General features: G+C 62.3%; 17 protein-coding genes and 4 tRNA genes. 10 read left to right on the forward strand and 11 right to left on the reverse strand.

What is annotated here, in order from left to right; all coding sequences use genetic code 11:
• The first annotated feature begins 38 nt into the window (after nucleotides 1-38).
• The 4 genes from SR908_RS10105 to SR908_RS10120 all read left to right on the forward strand — a co-directional run bounded on the left by SR908_RS10105 (nucleotide 39) and on the right by SR908_RS10120 (nucleotide 649).
• Complete coding sequence (locus SR908_RS10105; RefSeq protein WP_040239500.1) at nucleotides 39-311, forward strand: oxidative damage protection protein; 273 nt, start codon at nucleotides 39-41, stop codon at nucleotides 309-311.
• 84 nt (nucleotides 312-395) lie between these two features.
• Nucleotides 396-471, forward strand: a tRNA-Phe gene (locus SR908_RS10110).
• 6 nt (nucleotides 472-477) lie between these two features.
• Nucleotides 478-552: transfer RNA gene (locus tag SR908_RS10115), tRNA-Gln, on the forward strand.
• A 21-nt stretch (nucleotides 553-573) separates the two neighbouring features.
• Nucleotides 574-649, forward strand: a tRNA-Thr gene (locus tag SR908_RS10120).
• 17 nt (nucleotides 650-666) lie between these two features.
• Here SR908_RS10120 and SR908_RS10125 read toward each other — a convergent pair.
• A complete protein-coding gene (locus tag SR908_RS10125; protein WP_246922603.1) occupies nucleotides 667-900 on the reverse strand; it encodes a hypothetical protein in 234 nt (77 codons plus the stop codon).
• Between the two features lie 630 nt (nucleotides 901-1,530).
• On the reverse strand, nucleotides 1,531-3,765 hold the full coding sequence (locus tag SR908_RS10130; RefSeq protein ID WP_246922600.1) for an NADP-dependent isocitrate dehydrogenase: 2,235 nt from the start codon (nucleotides 3,763-3,765) through the stop codon (nucleotides 1,531-1,533).
• 352 nt (nucleotides 3,766-4,117) lie between these two features.
• On the opposite strand from SR908_RS10130, the gene SR908_RS10135 reads away from it, so the two are divergent.
• The 5 genes from SR908_RS10135 to SR908_RS10155 all read left to right on the forward strand — a co-directional run bounded on the left by SR908_RS10135 (nucleotide 4,118) and on the right by SR908_RS10155 (nucleotide 9,086).
• The gene (locus SR908_RS10135; protein WP_246922597.1) at nucleotides 4,118-4,318 is read left to right on the forward strand and encodes a hypothetical protein; all 201 of its coding nucleotides are present in this window, start codon (nucleotides 4,118-4,120) and stop codon (nucleotides 4,316-4,318) included.
• A 412-nt stretch (nucleotides 4,319-4,730) separates the two neighbouring features.
• A tRNA-Thr gene (locus SR908_RS10140) sits at nucleotides 4,731-4,806 on the forward strand.
• Nucleotides 4,807-5,167: 361 nt separating this feature from the next.
• Entirely contained in the window at nucleotides 5,168-5,851 is a 684-nt protein-coding gene (locus SR908_RS10145) for a (2Fe-2S)-binding protein (RefSeq protein WP_246922594.1), read from the forward strand.
• Nucleotides 5,848-6,834: an FAD binding domain-containing protein gene (locus SR908_RS10150; RefSeq protein ID WP_246922591.1), complete on the forward strand. Its 987-nt coding sequence runs from the start codon at nucleotides 5,848-5,850 to the stop codon at nucleotides 6,832-6,834. Before SR908_RS10145 ends, SR908_RS10150 begins: the two co-directional genes overlap by 4 nt.
• Before the next feature lie 23 nt (nucleotides 6,835-6,857).
• The gene (locus tag SR908_RS10155) at nucleotides 6,858-9,086 is read left to right on the forward strand and encodes a xanthine dehydrogenase family protein molybdopterin-binding subunit (protein ID WP_246922588.1); all 2,229 of its coding nucleotides are present in this window, start codon (nucleotides 6,858-6,860) and stop codon (nucleotides 9,084-9,086) included.
• A gap of 16 nt (nucleotides 9,087-9,102) precedes the next feature.
• On the opposite strand, the gene SR908_RS10160 is transcribed toward SR908_RS10155, so the two are convergent.
• The 8 genes from SR908_RS10160 to SR908_RS10195 all read right to left on the reverse strand — a co-directional run bounded on the left by SR908_RS10160 (nucleotide 9,103) and on the right by SR908_RS10195 (nucleotide 15,780).
• Entirely contained in the window at nucleotides 9,103-9,726 is a 624-nt protein-coding gene (locus SR908_RS10160; protein ID WP_246922584.1) for a nucleotidyltransferase family protein, read from the reverse strand.
• Nucleotides 9,716-10,687, reverse strand: a complete 972-nt coding sequence (locus tag SR908_RS10165; protein WP_246922582.1) for an XdhC family protein — start codon at nucleotides 10,685-10,687, stop codon at nucleotides 9,716-9,718. The genes SR908_RS10160 and SR908_RS10165 overlap by 11 nt, the downstream gene beginning before the upstream one ends.
• A 211-nt stretch (nucleotides 10,688-10,898) precedes the next feature.
• On the reverse strand, nucleotides 10,899-12,050 hold the full coding sequence (locus SR908_RS10170; RefSeq protein ID WP_246922579.1) for an ABC transporter ATP-binding protein: 1,152 nt from the start codon (nucleotides 12,048-12,050) through the stop codon (nucleotides 10,899-10,901).
• Nucleotides 12,047-12,646: an ABC transporter permease gene (locus SR908_RS10175; RefSeq protein WP_246922576.1), complete on the reverse strand. Its 600-nt coding sequence runs from the start codon at nucleotides 12,644-12,646 to the stop codon at nucleotides 12,047-12,049. Before SR908_RS10175 ends, SR908_RS10170 begins: the two co-directional genes overlap by 4 nt.
• Before the next feature lie 57 nt (nucleotides 12,647-12,703).
• Entirely contained in the window at nucleotides 12,704-12,904 is a 201-nt protein-coding gene (locus SR908_RS10180; protein ID WP_246922573.1) for a hypothetical protein, read from the reverse strand.
• Nucleotides 12,888-13,730 (reverse strand): ABC transporter permease, encoded by an 843-nt coding sequence (locus SR908_RS10185; protein WP_246922570.1) that lies wholly within the window; start codon nucleotides 13,728-13,730, stop codon nucleotides 12,888-12,890. The genes SR908_RS10180 and SR908_RS10185 overlap by 17 nt, the downstream gene beginning before the upstream one ends.
• Complete coding sequence (locus SR908_RS10190; RefSeq protein WP_246922566.1) at nucleotides 13,727-14,605, reverse strand: alkaline phosphatase family protein; 879 nt, start codon at nucleotides 14,603-14,605, stop codon at nucleotides 13,727-13,729. Before SR908_RS10190 ends, SR908_RS10185 begins: the two co-directional genes overlap by 4 nt.
• Before the next feature lie 92 nt (nucleotides 14,606-14,697).
• The gene (locus tag SR908_RS10195; RefSeq protein WP_246922562.1) at nucleotides 14,698-15,780 is read right to left on the reverse strand and encodes an ABC transporter substrate-binding protein; all 1,083 of its coding nucleotides are present in this window, start codon (nucleotides 15,778-15,780) and stop codon (nucleotides 14,698-14,700) included.
• A gap of 233 nt (nucleotides 15,781-16,013) precedes the next feature.
• Between SR908_RS10195 and SR908_RS10200 the strand changes: the two genes are divergently transcribed.
• Entirely contained in the window at nucleotides 16,014-16,799 is a 786-nt protein-coding gene (locus SR908_RS10200; protein ID WP_246922560.1) for a UTRA domain-containing protein, read from the forward strand.
• Here the strand turns inward: SR908_RS10200 and SR908_RS10205 are convergent.
• On the reverse strand, nucleotides 16,796-17,527 hold the full coding sequence (locus SR908_RS10205) for an ABC transporter permease (RefSeq protein ID WP_246922557.1): 732 nt from the start codon (nucleotides 17,525-17,527) through the stop codon (nucleotides 16,796-16,798). The genes SR908_RS10200 and SR908_RS10205 overlap by 4 nt on opposite strands.
• Nucleotides 17,528-17,532 lie beyond the last annotated feature (5 nt).

Genomic DNA, 17,532 nt, shown 5'->3' on the forward strand with positions numbered 1-17,532 from the left:
GTGTCATGACGAACCGCAATACGTTAGGAGTAAGCGCCATGAGCCAGACCGTCTTTTGCCGTAAATACCAACAGGAGCTCGAGGCCCTGCCGTTTCCGCCGCTACCCGGTGCCAAGGGGCAGGAGATCCAACAGACGGTTTCCAAGCAAGCCTGGGACGAATGGCAGGCGCTACAGACCCGTCTGATCAACGAAAAGCATCTCAGTCTGCTGGACCCCGAAGCGCGTACCTATCTGATGGAACAGATGGAGCGCTTTCTCGACAACCGGGATACCGACCAGGCCGAAGGCTACGTACCCCCGAGCCAGTAGAGCAGGCCCGGTGGTCAGCATCTTTTTGAATTAAAAGGCTTGACCCAAACCGAAGAATTCGGTTTAATGCGTCCCCGTTGGAAGGGCCAGATAGCTCAGTCGGTAGAGCAGTGGATTGAAAATCCTCGTGTCGGCGGTTCGATTCCGTCTCTGGCCACCAATTTGCTGGGGTATAGCCAAGTGGTAAGGCACCGGTTTTTGGTATCGGCATTCGCAGGTTCGAGTCCTGCTACCCCAGCCATCGCTAACGGCTTTGTGTTATGCCGACATAGCTCAGTTGGTAGAGCAACTGACTTGTAATCAGTAGGTCCCGGGTTCGACTCCTGGTGTCGGCACCATAGCTTAGCGACTGATTCTAAAGGCTTTTTAAGCCTTGAAAGAAACCGCCTCTCAGGGCGGTTTTTTTGTATGTGTCCACATTTTGTCCATAGCGCTCGAAATGTGCCGGCGTGAAGCCGAGCATCATGTGCCAGCCCATTACCATCAGGTTGCGTTCGGTCTGCCACTGCGAACCCACCAGTAAGATGGGGCCGGTTTCCAGATGACAGCGGCATTGATCGAGGGGGAAGTCGGTCTTGCGTGGTGTCATACCTTCTCCTTGCACGATGGCACTCCGACTAAAATAGACCATTGCGGAAGAGGAAGGTGTTGGCGGGGTCCAGACACAAATAAGCCCGGCCGAAGCCGGGCATGGACGTTGCGTCACTGCATTGTCCTGTCGAGCTCCTTGCGACCTCTCCACACTTCCTTGTGCGCGATGCCTGGGCATCAAGGTCGTATCCCTGCTCGACGGCGCCCACAATGTCATAGTGAGCAGGCGGCTGGATTGATCTGGGTTAAATACCCGACGATTTTACTCGGTTATCACCCACTCTGAAATTTCACTCGGGATGGCGTCCATGCTCACCCGTTACGTCGTCATTCGCTTACTAAAAAGACATCGAATGTAGGTAAACAAAACGTCTCTAATGTGTTATGTTTTGTAATCGTGAGCCATGGATGGCGAGGATGCTTCAAGGATGTCGCGATTCCATCGCGTAGTGGCTCACACTGCGTACGACGTTTTGGCCCTCCCATTGTGGAGGGCTTTTTTACGTCTGGGAGAGCCGAGCTTTCAGCGCGTTTCCTGCCTCTGAACGAAACAGGCCCATGCACGGGGCATGGGCCTGATCTGACGCCTTTCATGTGTGCCGAGCCATAGGTGCGCGGCGCAAAGCGTTTAACGCTTCATGAGGGCATCCAGCGCGGCGTTCAGCGTAGCGCTGGGACGCATGACCTTGCTGGTCAGGTCATAATCGGGGTGGTAGTAGCCTTTGATTTCAACCGGCTTGCCTTGCACCTCGGTGAGCTCTTTGACGACCTTGTCTTCGTCGGCTTGCAGCGATTTGGCCAGCTCGCTGAACTGCTCCTTCAACTCGGCGTCTTCGTCCTGAGAGGCGAGTGCCTGGGCCCAGTAGAGCGAGAGGTAGAAGTGGCTGCCGCGGTTGTCGATTTCGCCGATCTTGCGTGACGGCGACTTGTTGCTGTTGAGGAATTCGCCGGTGGCTTGATCCAGCGTCTTGGCGAGCACCTTGGCCTTGGGGTTGTCGTACGCCTTGGCGAGATGCTCGAGCGACGCGGCCAGGGCGAGGAATTCACCCAGCGAGTCCCAACGCAGGTGGTTCTGCTCGAGAAGCTGTTCGACGTGCTTGGGTGCGCTGCCGCCGGCGCCGGTCTCGAACAGGCCGCCGCCCTGCATCAGCGGGACGATGGAGAGCATCTTGGCGCTGGTGCCGAGCTCCATGATCGGGAACAGGTCGGTCAGGTAATCGCGCAGCACGTTGCCGGTGACGGAGATGGTGTCTTCGCCCTTGCGAGTGCGTTCCAGCGAGAAGCGCATGGCGTCTTCCGGCGACATGATACGGATATCCAGGCCGCTGGTGTCGTGATCCTTGAGGTAGGTTTCGACCTTCTCGATCAGCTTCGCATCATGCGCGCGGTTGGCGTCCAGCCAGAAGATGGCGGGAGTGGCGCTGTCGCGGGCACGGGTCACGGCGAGCTTGACCCAGTCCTGAATCGGCGCGTCCTTGGTCTGGCACATGCGCCAGATGTCGCCGGCTTCCACGTCGTGGCTGAACAGCTGATGACCGTTCTCGTCGGTGACGACGATGGTGCCGTCCGCCGCGGCCTGGAAGGTCTTGTCGTGAGAACCGTATTCCTCAGCCTTCTGTGCCATCAGGCCGACGTTGGGCACGCTGCCCATGGTGGTCGGATCGAAGGCGCCGTTCTTTTTGCAGTCGTCGATGGTGACCTGATAGATGCCGGCGTAGCAGCGATCCGGGATCACGGCCTTGGCATCGTGCAGCGCGTCGTCGGCGCCCCACATCTTGCCGGAATCGCGAATCATCGCCGGCATGGAAGCGTCGATGATCACATCAGACGGCACGTGCAGGTTGGTGATGCCTTTGTGCGAGTTGACCATCGCCATCGGCGGACGCTCTTTGTAGAGTGCGTCGATGTCGTTCTTGATCGCGTCCTGCTGCTCGCTGGGCAGGGACCCGATCGCGCTGTAGAGGTCGCCGATGCCGCTGTTGGGATTGAAGCCGGCCAGGTCGAGGGCGTCGGCGTGCTTCTCGAGCACGTCCTTGTAGAACTCCTCGACCACCATGCCGAACATGATCGGGTCGGAAACCTTCATCATGGTGGCTTTCAGGTGCAGAGAGAATAGCACGCCGCGCTTCTTGGCATCCTTGATCTCGCTGTCGATGAAGTTGCGCAGTTTACGGCTGCTCATGCGTGAGGCGTCGATGACTTCGCCTTCCTGAACCGCCAGGCCTTCCTTGAGAACGCTTGTGGTGCCGTCTTTCTGCTTGAGTTCGATCTTGAGCTTGCCGGCTTTTTCGATGGTGGCGGACTGCTCGCTGCCGTAGAAGTCGCCTTCGCTCATGTGCGCGACATGCGACTGAGAGTCGGCGCTCCACTCGCCCATGCGGTGCGGGTACTGGCGTACGTAGTTCTTGACCGACTGCGGTGCGCGGCGGTCGGAGTTGCCTTCGCGTAGCACCGGGTTGACCGCGCTGCCCTTGGCCTTGTCGAAAGCGGCCTTGATCGCCTGCTCTTCGTCGTTTTTCGGCTCGTCCGGATAATCCGGCAGCGGATAGCCCTGGCTCTGCAGTTCCTTGATCGCGGCCTTGAGCTGCGGGCCGGAAGCGCTGATGTTGGGCAGCTTGATGATGTTGGCTTCCGGCGTCTTGGCCAGCTCGCCGAGCTCGGCCAGATCGTCGCTGATGCGCTGCTCGTCGCTCAAAAGATCCGGGAACTGAGCGAGGATGCGGCCGGCCAGCGAGATATCGCGGGTCTCGACGCTGACGCCGGCCGTGCTCGTGTAAGCGGCGATGATCGGAAGCAGGGAATGGGTCGCCAGCGCGGGGGCTTCATCGGTGAGCGTGTAGATGATCTTCGGCGTGTTGGACATTTGGATATTGACCTCTCTTGTCACAGCGGTTGCACGAATCTTCAGCGGTGCGGGTTGGCTGGGGGCGATACAAGTGCTTGCCGGCGATCTTGGGCAGCCCCGCTCGTGCGGCGATGATGCCGTCCCCGCGAAAGCGCTTGGATCATCATGCAGATGGTGAATTCGGTTGGCCCGTCATGGTGCCGGCGACCCAGCGGTCGTGCCAGATTATACCAGTGCAGTGTTTGTTGCGCATATACACTGTCGACAATCTTGTCATCAGAAGGCATGCGCTTGTCGTTCCCGGTGGCCGTTGCGAGACTCACGAGCGTGGCGTCATGATAGTCGTGGATTGCCTGAGAGAGGAGGCGAGATGACATTTCTGATCGGCGTAGGCATTCCATTGCTGGTGCTGGTAGGCGTCTGGTGGGGCGCACGAATAGCGCTCAAGCATCTTGTCGCCCGGGATCAAGCGACGCGAGAGCGCATGGCCTGGGCCATCGCGGCGGTCGTCGCGGCATTGATCGCGGTGTATCTATGGCTGCTGCTGACCATGCCGGTGTTGCCTGAATAGGGCGACAGGACAGGCCTATTCAGGCTCTGTTGTTTCACAAGCGCGCTAGCGATTTGACATGTCGTTAGGTCTTGTCTAAGTTTTAGGGGTCGTCGAGGGCAACGGCCACCAGGACGTGGCGTCAGGGATTAAAGTTGTTCTCAACCGGCAGGAAGCCGGATGACGGTACTCACCGCGTCAGGAAAGACAACGTGAGTATCTGCGCTTTAAGCGCTAATTCACAGGCATGGATGCCGACAAAAACGCTCATAAGGAATTTGAGCATTCTGTACAGATCAAATTCTGTACAAGTTGTAAGGGCGGGGCCTCAGGGTCTCGCCCTTATCGTGTCAGGGCTCTGAATGCCGCGAAAGTGCCTTCTGCCCATGAGGCTTGTTTGGCCACGCGAACCTGACTATCATCGTGCGCCGTTGCCGGTGTAGCTCAGTTGGAAGAGCAACGCACTCGTAATGCGTAGGTCGGTGGTTCGAGTCCACTCACCGGCACCAGCCAGACATCCGCAAAACCGCCGCCACGGAGCTTCCGGGCGGCGGTTTTGCGTTTGCGGCCCTTGCATGTTCCTCCTGCGAAGCGTTTCTCTGCGGCGCCGTTTTTTCAGGTGTGGCTGCCCGATGCATCGATGTTCATGCCTGATCCTCTGGCATCCTGCCGGATTCCTCTGGAGTTTTCGCCGCAGGCTTTGCGGCACCGCCTGTCCTCTCCTAACGTTAAGGTTGGCCGAGCTACCTGACACGGCCCGGCCCCGCACAGTGCTTTCTGATGGCGCGCGCCCGCCAGCGACGAATTGCGCGTCTCGGGCGTCGCCCAAGAACGATGCCAACCCTGACTGGTGAATGGCGAGGATAAGACATGGATGACCGTGAGCGCCTCAAGACTGAGGTTTCGTATTTTGATCCCCAGCGACACCCCGCATCGCCGTCGCGGCGACGCTTTCTAAAATCCGCCGGTGTCTCCGGGCTCGCGGTGGCGGCTGCGCCGGCGTTGTCGTCGGTGAGCTATGCCGGTTCGCCGGATGACCCGGACACGCAAGCCGAGGCACCCCCCGCGGAAGGCCAGCGTCGCATCACGCTGACCGTCAATGGCCGGCGCGAACAGCTCGATGTCACGCCCAACGTGATCCTGCTCGATGCGCTGCGCCATGCCCTGCAATTGACCGGTACCAAGAAGGGCTGCGACCACGGCCAGTGCGGTGCCTGCACGATTCTGGTCAATGGCACGTCCATCAACTCCTGTTTGAGTCTCGCCGTGACCCACGACGGCGACGAGATCACCACCGTCGAAGGGCTCGAGAAGAACGGCCAGCAACATCCGTTGCAGCAGGCGTTTCTCGAGCACGATGCCTATCAGTGCGGTTACTGCACGGCGGGGCAGATGATGAGCGCGCTGGCGATCCTGCAGGATGACGACATCGGCACCAGTGATGCCGACGTGCGCGAGGCGATGAGCGGCAATATCTGTCGTTGCGGCGCCTACAAGAACATTGTCGCGGCGGTTCAGTCCGCTCGCGGAGCAATGCAAGGGGGTAATGCATGAGACATTTTGATTACGCCCGCGCTGAGAGCGCGCAGCAGGCGGTGGCGGCGCACGGCAGTGAACGCGACGCCGCCTTTTTGGCGGGTGGTACCACGCTGCTCGATCTGGTCAAGCTCGATGTCATGCAGCCGCAGACAGTGGTCGATATCAACGGTGTCGATCTCGATACCATCGCACGCCTCGATGATGGCCGGCTGCGTATCGGCGCGATGGTGACCAACACCGCGCTGGCGCGTGATGAGCGGGTAGTCGAGGACTATGCCGTACTTTCCCAGGCATTGTTGGCCGGCGCCTCGACCCAACTGCGCAACAAGGCGACCACCGGTGGCAATGTCATGCAGCGCGTGCGCTGCCCGTATTTCCGCGATGGCGTGTCCGCCTGCAACAAGCGCGAGCCCGGCAGCGGCTGCGCGGCCATCGGCGGCGTCAACCGCAGCGTTCACGCGGTGCTCGGCACCAGCGACAACTGCATTGCGACGCACCCTTCGGACATGTGCGTGGCGATGGCCGCCATCGGGGCCACCGTCGAGGTACAGGGGCCGGAAGGCCGGCGCGAAATCGATTTCGCCGACTTTCACCTGCTGCCCGGCGACACGCCGGCACGCGAGCATGCGCTGGAAGCGGGCGAGTTGATCACCCATGTGACGCTGGACGCGCCGCTCGAGGGCAGCCGCTCTGCCTATCTCAAGCTGCGCGACCGCCAGTCGTATCAGTTCGCGCTCGCCTCTAGCGCGGTGATCGTGCGCATGGACGGCAACACCATTCGCGAAGCGCGGGTGGCCATGGGCGGTGTCGGCACCAAGCCGTGGCGCGCGCCGGAAGTGGAAGCGGCGCTCAAGGGCAAGACCGCCAGTGAGGCGGTGTTCGCGGACGCGGCCAAACGCGCCTTCGAGAACGCCGTCGCCTACGCCCACAACGGCTACAAGATTCCGCTCGGCCAGCAGGCCATCGTGCGTAATCTCACCGATCTGACCGCCGCCTGAATCGCCCGCGAGGAGAATGGAACATGAGCGACAAGGATACGAAAGAGCCCATTATCGGCGCGGGCGTGCCGCGCATCGACGGTCCCGATAAACTCGCGGGGCGTGCCAACTACGCCGCTGACAACTTGCCGGCCAACATGGCATACGGCTACGGCGTCTTCAGCACCATCGCCAAGGGCAAGGTGACGCGGCTGGATATCGATGCGGCGAAGCAAATGCCGGGCGTCATCGATATTTTCCACCACGGTCACTTCCCGTCGCTGTATCGCACGCCGTCGAGCTTCGTGCAGGGCAACAAGGTGGAGGAAACACGGCTGCCGTTTGAGGATGAGCGCGTGTACTACGAGGGCCAGTTCGTGGCGCTGGTGGTCGCTGACAGTTTCGAGAACGCACGTGCCGCCGCGCGACACGTCAAAGTGGAATACGCCGCCGAATCGGCCATCGCCAACCTCGCCCAGGGCCTTGATGACAACGGCACCCAGTCGGGTGGCGGTCATTCGCGTGGCGATGCCGCCTCGACCTTCGACAGCGCCGAAACGACCATCGACGTCACTTACCATACGCCGGTGGAAACCCATAACCCGATGGAAATGCACGCCTCGGTGGCGTACTGGGATGCGCCGGGCGATCTGACCATCTATGACGCCTCGCAAGGCGTCGTGGTCGAGCGCAATGCGCTGTCCAAGATCTTCGCCATCGCCCCCGAGCGTATCACCGTGCATGCGCCCTACATCGGCTCGGGTTTCGGTAGCAAGTTGTGGACCTGGCCGCATGCGATAGCCACGGCAGCGGTGTCGCGTGAGCTGGATCGTCCGGTGCAGCTCGTCGTGCCGCGTCAGCAGATGTTCACCACCACCGGGCACCGTCCTGAAACCCGCCAGCGCATGCGTTTGGCGACCGACGGCAACGGCAAGCTGGTGTCGCTGCGTCACGAGGCGATCAACACGACCTCGTTCACCGACCAGTACGTGGAAACCTGCGGCAGCGTGACCAAGAGCCTCTACAGCTGCCCCGATCTGACGGTGAGCCATGCCACGACACAGGTGAATCGCGGCACGCCGACCTCGATGCGTGCGCCGGGTGCGGCGCCGGGGCTGTTCGCGCTGGAATCCGCCATCGACGAGATGGCGCTGGCGGCAGGTGTCGATCCGGTGCAGTTTCGCCTCGATAACTACGCCGAGCGCGACGAGAGCAAGGATCTCGACTTCTCCAGCAATCACATCATCGAAGCGACGCAGCAGGCCGCCGAGCGTTTCGGGTGGCACGATCGCAACCCCGAGATCGGCAGCATGCGCGAGGGCCGTGAGATCGTCGGCTACGGCATGGCGGCCTGCAACTGGGAAGCCCTGAAGCGGCCCTGCGATGCACGCGTGTCGCTGCGTGCCGATGGCACCGTCTTCGCTTCCTGCGCGACCCAGGATATCGGCACCGGCACCTACACCATCGTCGCCCAGGCGGTGAGCGACGTGACCGGAGTGCCGCTGGATCGGATTACCGTCAAGCTGGGGGATTCCTCCTACCCGGACGGGCCGATCTCCGGCGGCTCCTGGGCCACGGCGACGACGCTCCCGGCCATCGCCGGCGCGGCACGTAATGCGCTTGACGAGCTCAAGCGTTACGCCACGGGTGGCAACGGCATTTTCGCCGAGGCCAGCGCGGACGATCTAAGCGTGGCCGATGGTGCCTTGCGTTATGACGGCAAGCAGGCGAGTTTCGCCGAGGTACTCGACGCCGCGCGTTATGGCAGTGCCGATGGTGAAGCGCATACCGAGGCCGCCGACTCGAAATACTCCTACCGCTCCTTCGGTGCCCATTTCGTCGAGGTACGCTGGGATCCGGGCATCTCGCACCTGCGTGTGTCGCGCGTGGTCAGTGCCATCGATGTAGGCAAGGTGATCAACGAAACCACCGCGCGTAACCAGGTCGAGGGCGCCGTCGTCATGGGCGTGGGCATGGGCCTCTTCGAAGCCACCGAGTACGACGAGCGCAACGGCCGCCCCGTGAACAACGACTACGCAGAGTACGTGGTACCGGTGCACGCCGACCAGCCGGAGATCGATGTCATACTGCTCGATTATCCTGATCTGGCGTTCAATGAGTACGGCGCGCGGGGTATCGGCGAAATCGGCATCACCGGGCTTGCCGCCGCCATCGGCAATGCGGTGCACCATGCCACCGGCAAGCGCATTCGCGAACTGCCGATCACCCTCGACAAGCTGATGGACGACGTGCCCCAGGCGCAAAGCGCCTAAGGAGCATCGACTGGCCTCAGCGCCTCGCGCCGCCGTCAGCTGGCGCTGCGAGGTGTTGCAGGTCCGAGGGTGTATCGATGTCCAGCAGGATGCCGGGATCATCGACCTCTACTTCCCGGTAGCATGCGGGGTGCTGGTGGATAAGCCGCCGCGCCCCGCTATCCCCTTCCAGGCGCGTGAGAGCCGGCCAGAAATCGCGTCCGAACAGTACCGGGTGGCCGGGACGGCCGGCATGCCGGGGGCGAATTATGTGTGCGACATCGGCGGCGTGCTGCAAGCGGCGCAGCGTGTCGGCGCGAATGGCGGGCATGTCGCCGAGCAGTATTGCGGCTGCCTGAACGTCGGCGAGTGACGGATCCCCTGCGAGCGTCGCGAAGGCCTCGGCCAGGCTGGTGCCCAGCCCGCGCTCGGCGTGTGCGACACCTATCACGGGCGCGTGCTCGTCCAGGCCGAAATGCGCTGGCGTCTCGGTGTCGCGCAGCACCACGCGACAGTGAGTGAAGGCCTCGGCCGCATGCGCGAAGGAAGCGTTCAGCAGCGTCTCGCCCCCTGCGAGCAGGGCGCGGCGCTTGTCCTGCTCTCCGAAACGCCGCGAGCTTCCGGCGGCCATGATCACGGCGACCACGCGCTTACAGGGCATCGCGTGCCTTGCCGCGTCGCACGCGCACGATATCGGCCATGACCGCCAGCGCGATTTCGGCGGGTGTCTTGCTCCCGAGTGCCAGGCCGATGGGCATGTGCAGACGTTCGATATCTTCCTCGCTGAGTCCGCCGGTGCGTGCCAGCCGTTCGGCACGGGCCGTCGAGGTGCGTCGCGAGCCCATGACCCCGATGTAGAACGCCGGCGTTCGCACGGCCTCGATCATTGTCAGATCATCCAGGCGTGGGTCATGGGTCAAGGCGACGATGGCCGTGGCTGCGTGGCTCGCGCCCGAGGCAATGAAGGCGCTGGGCAGCTCGCGTCGCGTGCGTATCCCGGGAAGCGCCACGTCTTCCCATGCCTCTTCGCGCGGATCGCAGACGATGACCTCGAACCCCATCGAGCGTGCGAATTCGGCGCAGGCGAGCGCTACCGGCGACATGCCGGCCACGATCAAGCGCGCCACCGGACCGAGACGCACCCGGGCATGATGCGCATCGCACGTTACCCTGGGTCCATTGTCGTCGTCCTCGACGAGCATCGCCGCGCCCGTGGCGAGATCGACCTCGCGGACGGCCTGATGCTGGCCGCGCAGCACGTCATGCACGGCCTCTAGATGGGCCAGCGATGCTGGTGTCGCCGGCAGGCGCTCGATCAGGACATCGAGAATGCCATCGCAGGGCAGCGTCACTGCCGGCCCGTCGGCATGCCCATCGCCGTAGCGTAGCGTGGTGACCGGCATCTCGAAGGCGCCCCGCGTCAGGCGTTCGAGGAAATCCTCCTCGATGCAGCCGCCCGACAAGGAACCTGCATGGCGGCCGTCCCCGCGCGCGACGAATAGCGAGCCCGGCTCACGGGGCGACGAGCCGAACGTCGCCAACACCGTGCACAGCCAGACCGTTTCACCGTCGCGGGCCCAATCAAGCGCTCGCTCGATGACCTGCAAATCCAAGTGTTGCATGCTCAGTACGCTCACCCATTATCGTGTTGCCTCGCGCCGGAGTGTCGACGACGACTGACCGGTGCTTCGAGGCATTCGTGTCATGGGGCCACTATATCGTGCATGACGTGTCATGTGGGGATGGACCTGCCGGCTAGCCAGGTAGCAGTCGTCATGCCATTGCATGAAAATGCCGCATGCGATGCGTGGTTCACCTGATGCCATGGCACTCTTACAGGATTCGGGCTTCCTCGAGATCGGCATGCACCATGACATTGGCGCCTTCCGGTAACAGATAACGTGCGCCGCGATTGAGCGCATCGACATGCAATGAGAACCCTTGGCATTCCACACGGTAGCGAATCACGTTGCCAAGCAATCGACGCTGAACGATGACACCGCCACAGCCGGGGCCGAGATGAGAAGGCGTCGTCGGGTCGTTGATCTCGTCCATCGTACTTTTCAAGTAGAGCGCCTCCGGTCGAAAGACGACCTGGGCGGCGTCCGCTTCATAGCCCAGCAGTGACGACGCTTGCTGTGCATCGAGGCAGTTGTAGGCGCCCATGAAACCGGCCACTTCTTGGCTCGCAGGGCGTGTGTAGAGTGCTTCTCCGTCGCCTTGTTGCAGGATGTTTCCCTTGCCCATCAGGAAGATGCGGTCCGACATCATCAGCGCCTCTTCCTGATCGTGGGTCACGAACAGCGTGGTGAGTCCCAGCTGTTGCTGAATATTGCGAAGCTGCTCGCGCAGGTGCTGGCGGATGCGCGCATCCAGTGCCGACAGCGGCTCATCCATCAGCAGAATGCGGGGCTCGAGGACCAGCGAACGTGCCAGCGCCACGCGCTGCCGCTGTCCACCCGACAGTTGATGCGGATGCTTGTGTGCGTGCGTCTCGAGTTCCACCAGCGACAGCGTTTCATCGACCCGCTGTTGGCGCTCGGCGCTCGGCACCTTGTGCATGCGCAGGCCGAAGGCGACGTTGTCGAAGACCGTCATGTTGGGGAACAAGGCATAGTGCTGAAATACCATGCCGATGCCGCGTTTCTGCGGCGGTAGATGGGTGATGGTTTCGCCATCTACTTCGACGTGACCGGCATCGACCGCCGTCAGTCCGGCGATCGCGCGCAGCAATGTGGACTTACCGCAGCCCGAGGGGCCGAGCAGCGTGACGAACTCGCCACGCGCGATGTCGGCCTCGATCCCTTCGAAGACCGATGTCGCACCGAAGCGCTTGGAGAGTCCCTGCAGGCGCAGGTAGCGCGAATCGGCGGAAGGGGGCTCGGCCACGAGGCTGTCGGCAACGGCGGAACGCTCGGCCACGGCCGTTTCAGGTGAAGCGGGCGTTGCCTCGGGCGTGGAAAGGGGAGCAGGAGCGGAACTCATGTGTCGCCAGCCTCCGGAGCGGTGATTTCTCCCCGGCCGTTGCCCAGCCAGGTGAGAATCAGGATGAACACGAACAAAGTGATGACCAGCGCGCTGGTGAAGTGCCCGCTTTCACGACGCACGTTGAACAGATAGATCTGCAGCGTTTCGAAGCGTGTACCGACCAGCATGTTGGCGAACACGAACTCGCCGATCAGAAATGAGAACGACAGGAAGATCGCGATGCGAATGCCTAGACGCATATTGGGCAGGATGACGTTGAAGAACGCCGTCAGTGGGCTGGCCCCCAGCAACTGTGCGGCTTCCATCAACTCGTTTGCCTCGAAGCTTCTCAGACTGTTGATCAACGAGCGGTACATGAACGGTAGCGCAATCGAGACATAGGTCAGCATCAGGATCCACGGCGTGCCCACCAGCGGCAGTGGTCCGCCGGCATAGAGCTGCAGCAGACCCACCGAGGAGACCACTGGCGGTACGGCGAATGGTGCGAGTATCAGCACGTTCATCCAGCGATCCAGCCGCGGATAGCGGGTATGTGCCAGAAACGCCACGGGCAAGATCAGCACCAGCGATAGCACCAGCGCGCCGGCCACCACGAACAGCGAACGCCCGAATGCGGCGATAAAGCGCGGCGTCGACCACAGTCGGGCCAGTCACTCCAGCGTCAGTCCATCCGGTAGCAGCGTGGCGCCCCAGCGGGTGGAAACGGCGTAGAGCAGCGTGGCCAGTAGTGGCAGGGCCAGCAGCGTGAAGACGGGAATGGCGATCCAAGTGTGTAGGCGCAAACGGTGTGCTGGCGATGCTGTAGGTCTGGCCCAGGCTGGCATGGCCAGGGACTCAGTGATCAGTGACATGATGGCTCCGGCGTAGCAGGCGCTGTTGAATCAGTGTGATCGTTGCTAGCAGCCCGACCAGCAGCAGCGAAAGAGCACTGGCAAGCTCCGGCTGCAGGAAGAGGTCGCCCGCGACAAGGTTGGCGATGCGAATGGTCATCAGGTTGTAGTTGTTGCCGACCAGTGCAAAAACCGTAGCGTAGGTGCCCACGGCGTTGGCCAGCAGAATGGTCAGCGTGCCCGCGATGCTTGGCCAGAGCACTGGGAGGCCGATGTAACGCCAGTAGTCGTGGCGCCTGGCACCTAGAAGGCTGGCCGACTCGCGCCACTCCGCACGCAACGTGCCGAAGGCGGGCAATAACAGCAACACCCCCAGCGGCACCTGAAACCAGGTGTAGATGATCATCAGGCCGGAGCGGGAGTAGAGGGAGAAATCCTCGAACAGCCCGACACGTTGTAATGCCAGCGTCAGCGCGCCGTTGGCACCCAGCAGGATGATGAAGGCGAACGCCAGTGGCACACCGGCGAAGTTGCTGGCCATGTTGGTAAACGCGATCAGCAGGCGGCGCCAGCGTCCCCCGAGGCGGGTCAGGCTGTAGCAGGTGAGCACGGCGATCACGATGCCCGCGAGGCTCGAAACGATGGCGATTTCAAGCGTGCGCCACATTGCCTGGCGGTAGAACGCCGAGGCGATGATTTCCTGAAAATGCGCCAGGCCCCAGCCGTCGCCGACGCGAAAGGCGTTGATCGCCACGAACACCAGCGGCGCCAGCTGAAACGCGGCGAACACGACGAAAAACGGCACCATGCACAGGATGGCCGGCGAGATGAACCGTCGCGCGGTCATTGCTCGATGCCCTCATGATCGTGCGGTGCGATATGCGCTGTCTGTACGTCAGGGCGTTCGAGTATCTCAGGGGCAAGCAATGCCTCATGGTACGCCTTGGTATGCTTGAGCCCCATCAGCGTGGCGAGCGTGCCGCAGAGTTCGGTCTGGCGCAGGCCGTCGAGGCGCTGATTGGTAAATCCCTCACCCAGCGTCCACAGCGGAACATGGCGCTCTTCGGGCAGTGTGCCCGAGTGCGAGCGGTCGGCATTCATGCCGTGGTCGGCGGTGACCACGATCTGGTAGCCGGCCTCCCGCCAGCGTGGCAGGTAATCGGCAAGTGCCACGTCGGCGTGACGGGCCGCGTTGCGATATTGCGCTGAATCCGCACCGTGGCGATGGCCGGAATCGTCGATGTTCATGCTGTGGACCAGCAGGAAGTCCGGGCCCTGCAGTTGACGCATCATCTCGGCATCGCTGAACAGGTGATCGTCGGGATAATGATCGCGCCAGTAGAAAAGCCCGGCCTGAATGGCACTCTTCTCGTTTTGGTGAAAGCGGTGACGTGTGCGATCGAACGGCGCCTCGAGATACAGCTCACTGACCCAGTGATAGGCTGCCGCTGCGGTTCTTCGGCCCTGTCCGACGGCAAGATCGAATAGGCTGACTTCGTGAGAGCGGCGCACGACCTCGTTATGGACCACGCCGGAATCTACCGGACGACGTCCGGTCAGCAAACATTCGTAGAGTGGCCGCGACATGGCGGGCAGCTCGCAGTCTAGCGAGTGATAGGTGGCGCGGCCGGCTTCGCACAGCGCATTGAGATACCCCATGGCGTGGTGGCCGACGGCATGGTTAAGGCCGTCGAGAACGACCAAGATGATGCGTTGGGACATGTGACGACTCCAGGCCGCCTCCGGGAGGGAGGCAGCACGGGTTTCGGCCTAATCAGCGCTGAAGGAGCATCGCCCGAGGCGAGGGCTTGAGATCAGTGCTGACGCGTGAGGACTTCGGACTGCCAGAGCTGCGGCAGTTGGCGCGACGTCTGCTCCCAGGCCTCGAAATCTTCGATGGGGCGCGCATTGGCGTACTCACTGTCGGGCAGCAGCTTGGCGGCGGTGGCGTCATCAAAGTCGAGGTGTTCGGCCCGGATCGGTCGCGCATAGCCCTTGGCCAGATTGGCCTGACCGGCATCGGAGAAGATGTATTCGCGGGCCAGCTTGGCGGCGTCCGGATGCGGTGCGTACTTGTTGATGATCGTGGTATAGCCGGAGACGACCGAGGCATCCGACGGGATCGACACCTCGAACCGGTCGCGGTCGATCTGGTCGCGATAGTTCAGGGCGTTGAAGTCCCATAGCAGGCCGACTTCGATCTCGCCTTTCTCCAGTGCGGCGATGGTCAGATCAGTCAGCGACAGTCGGCCCTGTTCGGCTAGGTCGCCGAAGAGCTCCAGACCGGGTTGCAAATCGCTCTCGTCGCCACCGCGTGCGTAAGCGGCGGCCAGTACGGCGGCGTTGTTCTGCGCACCGGAGCCCACCGGGCCGACAGCAACGCTGTAGTCACCCTCGAGCAGGTCGGCGAACGCGTGGGGGCGCTCGTCTTCGGGCACTAGATCCTTGTTGATGATCATGGCGATGGTACCGGTGTAGGCGAGCGCCCAGTGGCCGTCTTCGTCTTTCGCCCAGTCGGGAATCTGGTCCCAGTGGGACGGCTTGTACGGCTGGGTCACACCCTGCTCGACGGCAATCGGCCCGAAGGCAATGCCCACATCGCCGATGTCGGCGCTGGCGTTCTCGCCTTCAGCACGGAACTTGGCGATTTCCTCGGCGGAACTCATGTCGGTGTCGGAATGTTCCAGGCCATACTCTTCTTTCAGGTCGGCCCAGGTATCTTTCCAATTGGCCCAGCTATCGGGCATGCCGAGGCTGTCGACGCGACCTTCCTGCTGGGCGGCCGCGATCAAGTCATCCATGTTGGGCTGTGCTGCGTTGGCGGTACCGGTAAACAGCGCAAGACTGGCAAGCACGGCCAGCGGCAGGCTAGCGAGTGGGAAACGGGGCGATTTCAAGGCAGCACTCCTCATATTGAAAACGGATCGGGGCATGGAAGCAGGTCAGGGGCAACGTGTTGGTCTAGTCCAACAGCGCTGGAAAGTCAGATTAAGAGCGGCATGTGACTAAGGCGTGTCAGTGTCATAACAGTACGGTGACGATGCCGGCGGGGGCGTGTCATACGATGGACACGCGAAGCGCTTAGATTGCAGGCAGTTTTTGATCTAGACCAACTGGCCATGGATAGTCGATGTCTGCACCCCGTACCCAGCCAATCGCCCTCGAATGTCACCACAGCACTCCCGGCAGCGTCTCGACGCCGACCTGGCATCGTCTGCGCGACGCCCTGCTCGCCCTGATCGACTCACTGGGTAATAACCGCAAACGGCCGTGCAGGTTACCCGCCGAACGAGAAATGATTGCGCGGTTCTCGACGACCCGAATCACGCTGCGCGACGCGTTGACTCAATTGGAAGGCGAAGGACGAATCTATCGCGAAAATCGGCGCGGCTGGTTTATCGCACCATCGCGGCTTCACTACGATCTGCTGGCGGGGTTGGCCTTTCACGACATGGTCGAATCGCAGCAGCGCCAGGCCAGCACGCTGCTGCTCTCGGCGAGTACGGTGCCTGCCCCACTGCACATCGCACGTCGGTTGTGGCTGAGTGAAGGCAGTGCGGTGCAGCGCATCGTGCGGGTGAGGGCCATCGATGGTCGCCGGGTGCTTTACGTCGAGCATCATCTGCGCCCTGACTGCTTTCCCGGCATTCTGGATTTCGATCTGGCGCAGCACTCACTGACCGCACTCTATCGTCACGAATACGCGATTCGCATTGCGCGAGTCGATTACGAACTGGGCTCCACGATCTTCGGAGGTCCGGCGGGAGAGGCGCTGCATGCGACGCCGGGCACGGCGGCCCAGCGGATCACGCGAATCAACCGCGACCAGAACGGGCGCGTGGTCGACTGCGACGACGAATACTGGCGCCATGATGCGATCGAGCTCGCACTGAGCGCTGTTCCGCGCGGCGGCTAGCCGGGCAGCAGGCGTCGGCGTTTGGGAGCGGCGGGGCGAGCGCCGGGGAAGCGATGCTCTATGAGGCGCATCACGCTGGTGAGTACCAGGGTCAGGGCCAGGTAGATGCCGGCGATGAGTAAAAGCGGTTCGTAGACCAGAAAGGTTTCGTCGCGCACCATGTTAGCGGCCTTGAGCAGGTCCATCAGCGCGATGGTCGAGACCAGCGGCACCGACTTGAGCAGCAGGACCAGCTCACCGGTCAGCGTGGGCAAGCACATCTGGATGGCGCGCGGCAGCCACAGCCGGTAGAGAATCTGCCAACGGTTCAGGCCGAAGGCGCGCCCTGCGGCCAGTTCACCCTCGGGTACGCTCAATAGCGCGCCGCGCAGAACTTCGCCCGTGTAGGCGCCGACGCTCAGCGTAAATGTCAGCGCGCCATAGAAGAACGGGTCCCGCAGCAACGGCCAGATCAGGCTTTCCTGCACGCCGGGAATTTCCGGCAGCAGGCGCCCGACCCCGTCGTAGAAAAAGAACAATTGCACGAGCAAGGGCGTGCCGCGTACCACCGTGGTCAGGCCGGTGACCAGCATCGCCAGCGGGCGGGGGCCGCGCAGGCGGGTCACAGCGAACACCACCGCCAGCGCGAAACCGCAGACGGCCGACACGGCGACCAGCCACAGGGTGTTGACGAAGCCGGTCCACAGGGCCTTTTGATAGAACGGATCGCTCAGCCAGGAAAAGTCCATGTCTG

This window comes from Chromohalobacter canadensis, from assembly GCF_034479555.1.
GTDB lineage: Bacteria > Pseudomonadota > Gammaproteobacteria > Pseudomonadales > Halomonadaceae > Chromohalobacter > Chromohalobacter canadensis.

Bases quoted from the DNA above. Each gene is read 5' to 3' on its own strand.
- SR908_RS10105 (WP_040239500.1), top strand. From the start codon at position 39: ATGAGCCAGACCGTCTTTTGCCGTAAATACCAACAGGAGCTCGAGGCC.
- SR908_RS10125 (WP_246922603.1), bottom strand. From the start codon at position 900: ATGACACCACGCAAGACCGACTTCCCCCTCGATCAATGCCGCTGTCAT.
- SR908_RS10130 (WP_246922600.1), bottom strand. From the start codon at position 3,765: ATGTCCAACACGCCGAAGATCATCTACACGCTCACCGATGAAGCCCCC.
- SR908_RS10135 (WP_246922597.1), top strand. From the start codon at position 4,118: ATGACATTTCTGATCGGCGTAGGCATTCCATTGCTGGTGCTGGTAGGC.
- SR908_RS10145 (WP_246922594.1), top strand. From the start codon at position 5,168: ATGGATGACCGTGAGCGCCTCAAGACTGAGGTTTCGTATTTTGATCCC.
- SR908_RS10150 (WP_246922591.1), top strand. From the start codon at position 5,848: ATGAGACATTTTGATTACGCCCGCGCTGAGAGCGCGCAGCAGGCGGTG.
- SR908_RS10155 (WP_246922588.1), top strand. From the start codon at position 6,858: ATGAGCGACAAGGATACGAAAGAGCCCATTATCGGCGCGGGCGTGCCG.
- SR908_RS10160 (WP_246922584.1), bottom strand. From the start codon at position 9,726: ATGCCCTGTAAGCGCGTGGTCGCCGTGATCATGGCCGCCGGAAGCTCG.
- SR908_RS10165 (WP_246922582.1), bottom strand. From the start codon at position 10,687: ATGCAACACTTGGATTTGCAGGTCATCGAGCGAGCGCTTGATTGGGCC.
- SR908_RS10170 (WP_246922579.1), bottom strand. From the start codon at position 12,050: ATGAGTTCCGCTCCTGCTCCCCTTTCCACGCCCGAGGCAACGCCCGCT.
- SR908_RS10180 (WP_246922573.1), bottom strand. From the start codon at position 12,904: ATGTCACTGATCACTGAGTCCCTGGCCATGCCAGCCTGGGCCAGACCT.
- SR908_RS10185 (WP_246922570.1), bottom strand. From the start codon at position 13,730: ATGACCGCGCGACGGTTCATCTCGCCGGCCATCCTGTGCATGGTGCCG.
- SR908_RS10190 (WP_246922566.1), bottom strand. From the start codon at position 14,605: ATGTCCCAACGCATCATCTTGGTCGTTCTCGACGGCCTTAACCATGCC.
- SR908_RS10200 (WP_246922560.1), top strand. From the start codon at position 16,014: ATGTCTGCACCCCGTACCCAGCCAATCGCCCTCGAATGTCACCACAGC.
- SR908_RS10205 (WP_246922557.1), bottom strand. From the start codon at position 17,527: ATGGACTTTTCCTGGCTGAGCGATCCGTTCTATCAAAAGGCCCTGTGG.